Origin of the sequence: Streptococcus mitis (assembly GCF_946190325.1) — a bacterium.
Classification (GTDB): Bacteria; Bacillota; Bacilli; order Lactobacillales; family Streptococcaceae; genus Streptococcus; species Streptococcus mitis_CF.
The window spans coordinates 16,251-28,665 of sequence record NZ_CAMHZR010000008.1 but is presented as its reverse complement, the minus strand read 5'-3'; the positions used below and the strand labels follow the sequence as shown (position 1 = coordinate 28,665).

The following is a 12,415-nucleotide window of genomic DNA, read 5'->3' as shown; positions in this document are numbered from 1 at the left end:
GAGAAAAGACACATGCACATTTTTGATGAGCTAAAAGAGCGTGGTTTGATTTTTCAAACGACTGATGAAGAAGCTTTGCGTAAAGCCCTAGAAGAAGGTCAAGTTTCTTATTATACTGGCTACGATCCAACTGCTGACAGCCTTCACCTAGGCCACCTTGTCGCAATCTTGACAAGTCGTCGCTTGCAGCTAGCAGGTCACAAACCCTATGCGCTCGTTGGCGGTGCTACAGGTCTCATCGGAGATCCGTCCTTCAAAGATGCTGAACGTAGTCTCCAAACAAAAGACACAGTAGATGGCTGGGTCAAGTCTATCCAAGGACAACTTTCTCGTTTTCTTGACTTTGAAAATGGGGAAAACAAGGCTGTCATGGTCAACAACTACGACTGGTTTGGCAGCATCAGCTTCATTGATTTCCTCCGTGATATCGGAAAATACTTTACTGTCAACTACATGATGAGCAAGGAGTCTGTGAAAAAACGGATTGAAACAGGAATTTCTTACACTGAGTTCGCTTACCAAATCATGCAAGGTTACGACTTCTTCGTTCTTAACCAAGACCACAACGTAACGCTTCAAATCGGTGGTTCTGACCAGTGGGGAAATATGACAGCTGGTACCGAATTGCTTCGTCGTAAGGCTGACAAGACAGGCCACGTTATCACTGTTCCACTGATTACCGATGCAACTGGTAAGAAATTTGGTAAATCAGAAGGAAACGCAGTCTGGCTCAATCCTGAAAAGACTTCCCCATATGAAATGTACCAATTCTGGATGAACGTTATGGACGCTGACGCTGTTCGCTTCTTGAAAATCTTTACTTTCTTGTCACTTGATGAGATTGAAGACATCCGTAAACAATTTGAAGCAGCGCCACACGAACGCTTGGCTCAAAAAGTCTTGGCTCGTGAAGTCGTTACACTTGTTCACGGAGAAGAAGCCTACAAAGAAGCTCTTAACATCACTGAGCAACTCTTTGCAGGAAACATCAAAAACCTTTCTGTTAAAGAGCTCAAACAAGGACTTCGTGGAGTACCAAACTACCAGGTACAAGAAGACGAAAACCACAATATCGTGGAACTGCTCGTTTCATCTGGTGTGGTTAACTCAAAACGCCAAGCCCGTGAAGACGTCCAAAACGGAGCTATCTACGTAAACGGTGACCGCATCCAAGACCTTGACTATGTCTTGACTGACGCAGATAAGTTAGAGAACGAACTAACTGTTATCCGTCGTGGAAAGAAAAAATACTTTGTATTGACTTACTAAACTGTTCAACATTTACCTATAAAAAAAGGAGTTAACCTCGAGAAAGGTAACTCCTTTTTGCTGTTAATAGTCCCCACCTATCCCTTAATAGACAGGCTACGCAGTACAATGCGCAAGGTTGTTAGATTATGTAAGATAGAGAGATTTGAAGGACTGAGCCAGTTAAACAAGCCAAAGCCAATCAAACTACTATTTACGACAACAGTATCTTGAATATTCTTCTTGATGAGTGTTTGCAAAGATGATGATAGCCAATCCAACTCTTGAAAGAAATCCAAGCGATTATCTAACAATAAGATATCGCTCATCTGCTTAGAAATATCTGCACTCTCATTCATCACCACACCGATATCTGATAGGGTTAGAGCAGCTGAGTCATTCAACCCATCCCCAACCATCAAAATAGTGTGACCTGCTTTCTGCAGTTCCTCTACTAACTCAAATTTTCCATCAGGTTTCAAGTCTGTATAGACCTGATCAAAGGGCAAATCTTTGACTAATTCCTCTGTTCTAACCAAGGTGTCCCCTGTTGCCAGAATCAATTTTTTCCCTTGCGCCTTAAGTTTCTCCAAGGCTGCTTTTGCTTCTTTTCTCAAAGGAGTATGAATGCAGAACATTCCAATCAATTCATTCTGATAAGCCAAGAATAAGAGATTGTAGTGACTCTTGTACTCTTCAATTAAAGCATTTTGTTCTGAACTGATATGAATTTGCTCATCCTGCATCAAAACATAATTCCCAATAAGAACTGGTTGCCCATCTATATGAGATTTAATCCCCTTGCTTGCGATATATTGGAGTTTCCCATGCATTTCCTCATGTTCAATTCCCTCTATCTCAGCTTGCTTGACGATGGCATTAGCAATAGGATGATAAATGTGTTCCTCAAGACAGGCACTGATTCTGAGAATATCTTCTTCACTATAGTCCCCAAAAGGTAACACCTTTTCAACTATAGGATAACTAGTTGTGATTGTTCCCGTCTTATCAAACAAGAAAGTATCAACTTCCAGATATTTCTCCAGAACATCCCCATCCTTAATCACCATTTCACGATTCAACCCCTCCTTGATAGCTGTTAAATAAGCTACAGGAGTAGAGATTTTCAAAGCGCAGGAGAAATCGACCAATAGGAAAGAAATAGCCTTAGAAAAAGAACCTGTTAATAGATAAGTCAGACCAGCCCCCAAGAAATTATATTTGACGACCTTGTCCGCCATCTTGATGAAATAACGTTGTTTCGTTTTCTTGTTTTCTTCAGATTTTTTCATCAACTCAATCAGCTGTAAAATACGGCTGTTCATCTGATTATCGGTTACACGAATGCGTAGCTCCCCAGTCTCCAAGACTGTGTTTGCACAAACCAAATCAGACTCTCTTTTTTCAACTGGAAAACTCTCTCCCGTCAAGGAACTTTCGTTGACCATACCTAAACCTGAAACTACTTGTCCATCAAACAGAATTTCATTTCCTTGAGATAGGACCAAGACATCTCCTATTTGAACATCGGAACTCTTGATACTAACGACCGTATCGCCCTGTACCAAGAATACATCGCTCTCTTTTGCAAGAAGACTCTGTTCTAAATCTGTTGCCGTTTTTTTCAAGGACCACTGATCTAAATGATTCCCCAAATCAAGCATAAACATGATGTTGCTGGCAGTCTTGGATTGGTTCATAAACAAAGACAATAAAATAGCCGAACAGTCCAAGACCTCCATCGTTAGTTCCTTACGCACTAGTGTTTGATAGGCTTCTTTAACATATCCAAAAGCCTGATAACAAGTCCATATATAGCGAATAGGAGACGGCACAAGACTACGAAAAAGCACACGCTTAATCGCTGCACCTGAAACGATAGAATAGGCACTCTCTTCTCTACGAACAGGAAGAGTCATCAACTCAGAAACTTTCCCTTTATCAATTCTTTTTAAAAAGGCTTCTGCATTATCTAATACAGAAAAGCCTTCTTTTATACGTAGAGTAAAGTGCTGTTGATCCATGTAAAACTGGATAGACTCAATCCCCTTTTCATCTCTCGCCAAGGAACGAAGATAGTCTTGAATATCCAAGGTGAGTGAAAAAGAAGATGATAGTCGGATATGTTGGTATCCTCTATGTAGCACTTTAAAAGACATATTATTCCCCTATAAGGCTATCTAATTGCTCTTCTTTTTTCTCTTGCTCGTACAAATATTTGGCATCTTGCAAGACATCGTCTCCATGTTGCTTCACAACAGAAACAGATGCATCTAGCTCGTCTTTTAACTTATAAGCCTTAGCCAAAGCTTTAGAATAACCTTTTTTAGCTTCCTTACTTGCCAAGATTTTCAAACCAAGGGTACCAAATGCGACACCACCCAAAAAGAGTGATGATTTTTTCGCAACTTTTGCGACGGTTAATACTTCTTTTAACATACTTATTTCCTCCTTATCATTATTATATAGCAATTTAGATATAAAAGCAATGTCATTTCATAAATTGGAGAATTATACTCAATGAAAATCAAAGAGCAAACTAGGAAACTAGCCGCAGGCTGTACTTGAGTACGGCAAGGCGACGTTGACGTGGTTTGAATTTGATTTTCGAAGAGTATTAGTTTTATTTCTACTGAATCTCCCATCTACTTATTCCTAAAGTTGCTTTCATTTGCCTCTTTTGATACACTTAAACTATGAATACAAATCTCAAACCCAAAATTCAGCGTTTTGCTTCTGCGACTGCCTTTGCCTGTCCTATCTGTCAAAAAAATCTGACTCTGCTAGAGACTAGTTTCAAGTGCTACAACCGTCATTCTTTTGACTTGGCGAAATTCGGCTATGTCAATCTAGCCCCTCAAATCAAGCAATCTGCTAACTACGACAAGGAAAATTTTCAAAACCGTCAACAAATCCTAGAAGCCGGCTTTTATCAGGCTATTCTAGAGGTCGTCTCTGATTTACTTTCAAACTCAAAAAATGCCAACACAATTTTAGATATTGGTTGTGGTGAAGGTTTCTATTCTCGCAAGCTTCAAGAAAGGCATCCTGACAAAACCTTCTATGCCTTTGACATCTCCAAAGATTCAGTCCAAATCGCTGCCAAGAGCGAACCCAACTGGGCAGTCAATTGGTTTGTTGGTGACTTAGCTCGTCTTCCTATAAAAGACTCCAGCATGGATATCCTGCTTGATATCTTCTCACCTGCCAACTATGGAGAATTTCGTCGCGTTCTATCCCAAAACGGCATCTTGATAAAGGTTATCCCAACTGAAAATCACCTCAAGGAAATTCGTCAGAAGATACAAGACCAGCTAACAAACAAAGACTATTCTAATCAAGATATCAAAAATCATTTCCAAGAACATTTTACCATCCTATCTAGCCAAACTGCCTCTCTGAGCAAACCTATCACAGCAGAGCAGCTCCAAGCCCTACTCAGCATGACACCCCTTCTCTTTCACGTTGACCAGAGCAAGATTGACTGGAGCGACTTGACAAACATTACCATCGAAGCAGAGATTCTGGTTGGGAAAGCACTGTAATTGGCATATACAAAAACCGCATTTCAAGAAGATCTGCGGTTTTAAATTTCAATTTTAAAATTATCTATCCGAAAAGTTAAGAAATTTAACATTACTAAGTCCTAAACTTTATTTTCGATTCGAGATAACAAACTTATCAATAAATAGCAAGTGATATAGGGCAAGTACCAAACCCCAAAGGCTACCACGAAAAGAGATTTCTTGATGATTGAGAGGAAACAAATCATGGTTACCTATATAGAGGCAGGTCAAAATGATAAATAAAATCCAAAATAAATCAGTCCATTTATATTTTGAAAAATATTTTTTCCACATAAAAACACCTTCTTTCCTACAATTATATTATAATACTTTGTGTAAGCGAATACAAGAAATATGAGGTAATCAACTACAAAGAAATATAAGGCTGAAGACAGTGAAAACCAGCATTTCTAAGCCTTCACTGCATCTAGAATTTCTCTATTTTTAGACAGAATTAACCAAAATCCACGGCATTCAAAAAAGCGAATTTCAATCGAAATTCGCTTCATAGGAAAGTGTATTAGTATAAATCTTGTATCTTATACTCAATGAAAATCAAAGAGCAAACTAGGAAGCTAGCCGCAGGCTGTACTTGAGTACGGCAAGGCAACGCTGACGTGGTTTGAATTTGATTTTCGAAGAGTATTAGTTCAAGTGCCAGATATCTTCGTTATACTGAGCGATTGTACGGTCAGATGAGAAGAATCCTGCTTTAGAAATGTTTACGATAACTTTATCCAACCATGCGTCACGGTCTTCGTAGTCAGCCAACATTTGCTCTTTCACTTTGATGTAGTCTTCCAAGTCAAGAAGAGTCATGAACCAGTCTTTGTTGATCAATTCATTGTAAAGACGTTCCAAGCGCTCTTTGTTTCCAGCTGCAAGAACTGCATCGCTAACGATGAAGTCAACCAATGGTTTGATAGCTTCACGAGCGTAGAATTCGCTTGATTTGTAAGCTGCTTTTTCGTAAAGGTCGATAACAGTTTCTGAATCTTCACCAAAGATGTAGATATTTTCGTCTCCAACCAACTCAGCAATTTCCACGTTAGCACCGTCCATAGTACCAAGAGTCAAAGCTCCGTTCAACATGAATTTCATGTTACCAGTACCTGAAGCTTCTTTAGAAGCAAGTGAGATTTGTTCTGAGATATCACATGCTGGGATAAGGAAGCTTGCTGCAGTAACGTTATAGTTTTCAACCATAACTACTTGCAAGTGTGGAGCTACTGCTGGATCGTTAGCAATAACTTCTGACATGCAAAGGATCAAGTGGATGATGTCTTGAGCGATTGTGTAGGCTGGAGCTGCTTTACCACCAAAGAAGATTGTGATTGGGCGAGCAGGGATGTTACCAGCTTTGATGTCAAGGTATTTGTGGATCACGTACAAAGCGTTCATTTGTTGGCGTTTGTACTCGTGAAGACGTTTGATTTGGATATCAAAGATAGAGTTTGTATTGATTTCCACACCTTGGTGTTCTTTCAAGTGACGAGCCAATTTACGTTTGTTGTGAGCCTTGATGCTTTCCAATTTTTCTTTGACAGCTGCTTTGTCTTCATAAGACAAGAGTTTTTCAAGCTCATCTGCTTCATGGTGCCAACCTTCTCCAATAATCTCATCCAAGTAGTGAGATAGTCTTGGGTTAGCATGCATGAGCCAACGACGGAAAGTGATACCGTTTGTTTTGTTGTTGAATTTTTCTGGGTAAAGGTCGTAGAAGGCTTTCAATTCAGAGTTCTTCAAGATTTCAGTGTGGAGCGCTGCTACCCCGTTAACGCTGTATCCGTAGTGGATATCCATGTGAGCCATGTGAACACGTCCGCTCTCATCGATGATTTGAACAGCTGGATCTTTCACTTCTGCTTTCACACGACGGTCCAATTCTTCGATGATTGGTACCAAGTGAGGAACCACTTCTTGCAAGAATTCAAGAGGCCATTTTTCAAGAGCTTCAGCAAGGATTGTGTGGTTAGTGTAGGCAGTCATGTTACGAACGATTGAGATTGCTTCGTCAAGTTCAATACCACGTGCAGTCAAAAGACGGATCAATTCAGGAATAACCATTGATGGGTGAGTATCGTTGATTTGTACAACCGCGTAGTCAGCAAGGTCATGCAAGTTGCTTCCTTTTTCGATTGCTTCGTCGATGATCAATTGCGCACCGTTTGAAACCATGAAGTATTGTTGGAAGATACGGAGCAATTCACCTTGACGGTCACTATCATCTGGGTAAAGGAAAAGAGTCAAGTTGTGAGCGATGTCCGTCTTGTCAAAGTTGATACCGTCTTTAATGATTGAAGAGTCAACTGAATCCAAGTCAAACAAACGCAAGCGGTTCTTAGTTTCTGTCTTGTAACCAGGTACATCGATATCGTAAAGAGTTGATGTCAATGTGAAGTGAGCAAATGGCACTTGGTAGCTACGGCTTGAGCGAACCAACCAGTTTTGCTCTGTCAACCATGCATTTGGAATTGTTTCTTGTTGGTTGTTTTTAAGAACTTGTTGGAAAAGACCGTAGTGGTAGTTAAGACCAACACCGTCACCGTTCAAACCAAGAGTAGCAATTGAATCGATAAAGCAGGCAGCCAAACGTCCCAAACCACCATTACCAAGAGATGGTTCCAATTCAACTTCTTCAACTTCAATCAAGTCTTTACCTGCAGCTGCAAGTTCTTTTTTAACATCGTCGTAAAGACCAAGGTTGATCAAGTTGTTTGACAAAAGTTTACCAATCAAGAACTCAGCTGAGATGTAGTAAACTTTTTTCTTACCAGTGTTAACTGGTTTTTGACTACTTGCAAGCTTGCTGTAGTTAAGAAGAGCCAGGTAAAGCTCTTCATTGCTACATTCTGCAATGGTTTTATTGTAACGATTTTGTACAAATTCTTGTAGTGATAACATGTTTAAGGTGTCTCCTGATATTGTATTATTTCTTTAATTCTACCAAATTTTCATTGATTCGGCGATAGATTGTTGTCAAGTCAAGCAAGCCTTCCTCGACAACTGGTGTCAATTGATCTTCAGTCATACGCCAAGACCAGTTTCCACCAAGAGTAGATGGGAAGTTCATACGAGCTGCCTCATCCAATTCTAGCAAATCTTGCATAGTTGCGATTGCCATGAAGCTAACTGATGAAAAGACTGTACGAAGCATAGCATGTGGCACTGTTTCGTATTCTTTACGGTTAGTGTAGCGAGCCATGTATTCACGAGTCGCATCATCGATCTCGTTACGGTACCAACCAAGGACCGTATTGTTATCGTGTGTTCCTGTGTACATAACTGAGTTAGCAGGTGCCAAGTGTGGGCTATCGATGCTTTCGTCTTCTGGGTTGAAGGCAAATTGAAGAATCTTCATTCCTGGGAAGCCAGTACGTTCACGCAATTCGATAACTTCGTCTGTCATGAAACCAAGGTCTTCTGCGATGATGTTTAACTCACCAAGTTCTTCCTTAACAGCTGCAAAAAGCTTGTAGCCAGGACCTTTCACCCACTCACCAGGTGCTGCTGTATCAGAACCAGCAGGGATTTCCCAGTAAGATTCGAAGCCACGGAAGTGGTCGATACGAACGATGTCGTAGATTTTGAAGCTTTCACGCAAGCGTTCAATCCACCATTTGTAACCGTCTTTGTCCATTGCTTCCCAGTCATAGATTGGGTTACCCCAAAGCTGACCAGTTGCAGAAAACTCATCTGGCGGGCATCCTGCGATGCAAGTAGCCTTACCGTTGACATCTGTCTTGAAGAGATGTGGATTTGCCCACATATCGCTTGAATCTTCCGCTACGTAGATTGGCATGTCCCCAACGATTTCGATGTGGTTGTCGTTAGCGTAAGCTTTCAATTTCAACCATTGTTGGAAGAAGAAATATTGAGTCACACGGTGGTAAACCAACTTGTCTGCCAATTGCTCACGGTAGCTTTCAAGTACTGAAGCTTTACGAGCACGAGCATCTGCATCTGGCCATTCAGTCCAAGCAAGATTGTCAAAATGCTCTTTGATAGCCATATACTCTGCAAAGAGTTCAAGCCATGATTGGTTGTCTTGAGCAAATTTCTCAAAATCTTTAACATCTCCCACTTCCAAGAAACGTTTTACCGCTTTTTCTAAAAGAGGACGACGTGCATAGTAGATTTTCGCATAATCAACTTCAGACGCATCACTACCAAAGTCAACCCCTTCAAGGTCACTTGCTTGCAACAAGCCTTGTTCCACCAAGATATCTAAATCGATAAAATGAGTGTTCCCTGCGAAGGCTGAGAAAGATTGGTAAGGAGAGTCTCCGTAACTAGTTGTTCCTAGTGGAAGGATTTGCCAGTAACGTTGTTTTGTGCGAACCAAGAAATCAACGAAGTCGTAAGCACTTTTACCAAATGATCCGATTCCGTATGCTCCTGGAAGAGAAGAAATGTGCATCAACACACCACTTTGACGTTTTTTCATAATAAGCACCTCATGTGTTTATAGTTAGATATTACATTTTTATGAACGCAAACGTTTGCGCTATTACTAGTATAGCTTATTTTCTTGATAAATGCAAGCGGTTTTAGATAACTTTTTTGATTATTTTTTTAAAATTTTTTCTTCTTACTCGTATATATATTCTTTCAGGAAACAAACAAAATAGGAATACGGGTTTCACTTATCTCATTAAGCAAAAATAAAGTGAGAATCCTCCCTGCTTTCCATTTGTAAATTAGGCAATCGTTTTCTCAACTTTTTTTAAATTTAAAACAAAACCGATTTTTGGGATTTTCTACTATTATATGATGATGAAGCGTTTACTTTTTTCACAATTTTTTTAAAAATTTTTACAAAAAACACTTGCAACCGCTTTCTATTTGTGCTATACTAATCCCATAAAGGAAAACGTTTGCGTTTCCTCATTATAAAATTTGTTATTCTTTAGGAGGAATACACTATGTCATCTAAATTCATGAAGAGCGCTGCTGTGCTTGGAACTGTTACACTTGCTAGCTTGCTTTTGGTAGCTTGCGGAAGCAAAACTTCGGATAAACCTGCTGATTCTGGTTCATCCGAAGCCAAAGAACTCACTTTCTACGTTGAAGACCAATATAAAGCCTTTGCTGAATCAGCTGCAAAAGCTTACGAAAAAGAAGCTGGCGTAAAAGTTACCATCAAAACAGGAGACCAAATGGGTGGGCTTGACAAACTTTCTCTTGACAACCAATCAGGTCAAGCTGCTGACGTTATGATGGCTCCATACGACCGTGTAGGTAGCCTTGGTACTGACGGACAACTCTCAGAAGTGAAATTGAGCGACGGTGCTAAAACAGATGATAAAACTAAATCTCTTGTGACAGCTGCTGATGGTAAAGTTTACGGTGCTCCTGCTGTTATCGAGTCACTTGTTATGTACTACAACAAAGACTTGGTAAAAGAAGCTCCAAAAACTTTTGCTGACTTAGAAAACCTTGCTAAAGATAGCAAATATGCCTTCGCTGGAGAAGATGGAAAAACTTCTGCTTTCCTAGCTGACTGGACAAACTTCTACTATGCATATGGACTTCTTGCTGGTAACGGTGCTTACGTATTCGGACAAAACGGTAAAGACGCTAAAGATATCGGTCTTGCAAACGACGGTTCTATCGCAGGTATCAACTACGCTAAATCTTGGTATGAAAAATGGCCTAAAGGTATGCAAGATACTGAAGGTGCTGGCAACTTAATCCAAACTCAATTCCAAGAAGGTAAAACAGCTGCTATCATCGACGGACCTTGGAAAGCTCAAGCCTTTAAAGATGCTAAAGTAAACTACGGTGTTGCAACTATCCCAACTCTTCCAAATGGAAAAGAATATGCTGCATTCGGTGGTGGTAAAGCTTGGATTATCCCATCAAGCACTAAGAACCTTGAAGGCGCTCAAAAATTTGTAGACTTCCTTGTTTCAACTGAAGAACAAAAAGCCTTCTACGATACAACTAACGAAATCCCAGCTAACACTGAAGCTCGTACATATGCTGAAGGTAAAAATGATGAGTTGACAACAGCTGTTATCAAACAGTTCAAGAACGCTCAACCAATGCCAAATATCTCTCAAATGTCTGCAGTTTGGGATCCAGCGAAAACTATGCTCTTTGATGCTGTAAGTGGTAAGAAAGATGCGAAAACAGCTGCTAACGACGCTGTAACATTGATCAAAGAAACAATCAAACAAAAATTTGGTGAATAAAAAATTTGTTCAAGGGGGGTGGAAATCAAATCCCCCTTTGAATTTATCAATCAAAAACATATATAGTTTAGGTTTTAATTAGAAACCAGTATCCTATGAAAGGAGTTATTATGGAAAAGCAACAACCTAGTAAAGCAGCTCTGCTGTCTATCATTCCTGGGTTAGGACAGATTTACAATAAACAAAAATCCAAAGGTTTTATATTCCTTGGTGTAACCATCGTATTTGTCCTTTACTTCCTAGCACTTGCAGCCCCTGAATTGAGCAATCTCATCACTCTTGGTGACAAACCAGGTCGTGATAATTCCCTCTTTATGCTGATTCGTGGTGCCTTCCATTTAATCTTTGTAGTTGTTTATGTACTCTTTTATTTCGCAAATATCAAAGATGCACATACAACTGCCAAACACATTAACAATGGCATACCAGTAGCACTTACCTTTAAAGAAATGATCAAAGGAATCTATGAAAATGGTTTCCCTTACCTCTTGATCATTCCATCTTATGTTGCCATGACTTTTGCGATTATATTCCCGGTTATCGTAACCTTGATGATCGCCTTTACCAACTATGACTTCCAGCACTTGCCACCAAACAAATTGTTGGACTGGGTTGGTTTGACCAACTTTACGAACATCTGGAGTTTGAGTACCTTCCGTTCTGCCTTTGGTGCCGTTCTTTCTTGGACTATCATCTGGGCTTTGGCTGCCTCAACTTTACAGATCGTCATCGGTATCTTCACAGCTATCATTGCTAACCAACCATTTATCAAAGGAAAACGTATCTTTGGTGTTATTTTCCTTCTTCCTTGGGCTGTTCCAGCCTTCATCACTATCTTGACATTCTCAAATATGTTTAACGATAGTGTCGGAGCCATCAACACTCAAGTATTGCCAATCTTAGCTAAATTCCTTCCTTTCCTTGATGGTACTCTTATTCCTTGGAAAACAGACCCAACTTGGACTAAGATTGCCTTGATTATGATGCAGGGTTGGCTTGGATTCCCATACATCTACGTTTTGACCTTGGGTATCTTGCAATCTATTCCTAACGACCTTTACGAAGCAGCTTATATTGACGGTGCCAATGCTTGGCAAAAATTCCGCAACATCACTTTCCCAATGATCTTGGCTGTTGCGGCACCTACTTTGATTAGTCAATACACCTTCAACTTTAACAACTTCTCTATCATGTACCTCTTCAATGGTGGAGGACCTGGTAGTGTCGGAGGTGGAGCTGGTTCAACCGATATCTTGATCTCATGGATCTACCGTTTGACAACAGGTACATCTCCTCAATACTCAATGGCGGCAGCTGTTACCTTGATTATCTCTATCATTGTCATCTCAATCTCTATGATCGCATTCAAGAAACTACACGCATTTGATATGGAGGACGTCTAAG

At 40.1% G+C, this 12,415-nt stretch carries 9 protein-coding genes; 4 read left to right on the top strand and 5 right to left on the bottom strand.

What is annotated here, in order from left to right; all coding sequences use genetic code 11:
• The first annotated feature begins 12 nt into the window (after positions 1-12).
• The gene (gene tyrS, locus N8M95_RS08365) at positions 13-1,269 is read left to right on the top strand and encodes a tyrosine--tRNA ligase (RefSeq protein WP_084947295.1); all 1,257 of its coding nucleotides are present in this window, start codon (positions 13-15) and stop codon (positions 1,267-1,269) included.
• A gap of 77 nt (positions 1,270-1,346) precedes the next feature.
• Here tyrS and N8M95_RS08360 read toward each other — a convergent pair whose 3' ends face one another.
• Both N8M95_RS08360 and N8M95_RS08355 read right to left on the bottom strand, forming a co-directional pair.
• Positions 1,347-3,407: a heavy metal translocating P-type ATPase gene (locus tag N8M95_RS08360; protein ID WP_084947292.1), complete on the bottom strand. Its 2,061-nt coding sequence runs from the start codon at positions 3,405-3,407 to the stop codon at positions 1,347-1,349.
• A gap of 1 nt (position 3,408) precedes the next feature.
• Positions 3,409-3,687 (bottom strand): DUF6110 family protein, encoded by a 279-nt coding sequence (locus N8M95_RS08355; RefSeq protein WP_000910909.1) that lies wholly within the window; start codon positions 3,685-3,687, stop codon positions 3,409-3,411.
• A 257-nt stretch (positions 3,688-3,944) separates the two neighbouring features.
• Here N8M95_RS08355 and N8M95_RS08350 point away from each other — a divergent pair, with 257 nt between their 5' ends.
• Positions 3,945-4,793 carry a putative RNA methyltransferase gene (locus N8M95_RS08350; RefSeq protein ID WP_084947290.1) on the top strand — a complete coding sequence of 283 codons (849 nt, stop codon included), beginning with the start codon at positions 3,945-3,947 and terminating at the stop codon, positions 4,791-4,793.
• A gap of 108 nt (positions 4,794-4,901) precedes the next feature.
• On the opposite strand, the gene N8M95_RS09350 is transcribed toward N8M95_RS08350, so the two are convergent.
• The 3 genes from N8M95_RS09350 to malQ form a co-directional block, all read right to left on the bottom strand.
• Complete coding sequence (locus N8M95_RS09350) at positions 4,902-5,108, bottom strand: hypothetical protein (protein WP_084947287.1); 207 nt, start codon at positions 5,106-5,108, stop codon at positions 4,902-4,904.
• Positions 5,109-5,459: 351 nt separating this feature from the next.
• Positions 5,460-7,718, bottom strand: coding sequence for a glycogen/starch/alpha-glucan family phosphorylase (glgP, locus tag N8M95_RS08345; protein WP_261117001.1), 2,259 nt, complete (start codon positions 7,716-7,718; stop codon positions 5,460-5,462).
• A 25-nt stretch (positions 7,719-7,743) separates the two neighbouring features.
• Positions 7,744-9,261: a 4-alpha-glucanotransferase gene (malQ, locus tag N8M95_RS08340; RefSeq protein WP_070479571.1), complete on the bottom strand. Its 1,518-nt coding sequence runs from the start codon at positions 9,259-9,261 to the stop codon at positions 7,744-7,746.
• 478 nt (positions 9,262-9,739) lie between these two features.
• Here malQ and N8M95_RS08335 point away from each other — a divergent pair, with 478 nt between their 5' ends.
• Positions 9,740-11,011, top strand: a complete 1,272-nt coding sequence (locus N8M95_RS08335) for an extracellular solute-binding protein (protein WP_261117000.1) — start codon at positions 9,740-9,742, stop codon at positions 11,009-11,011.
• A gap of 110 nt (positions 11,012-11,121) precedes the next feature.
• Complete coding sequence (locus N8M95_RS08330; RefSeq protein ID WP_033687466.1) at positions 11,122-12,414, top strand: carbohydrate ABC transporter permease; 1,293 nt, start codon at positions 11,122-11,124, stop codon at positions 12,412-12,414.
• The last annotated feature ends 1 nt before the right edge of the window (position 12,415 follow it).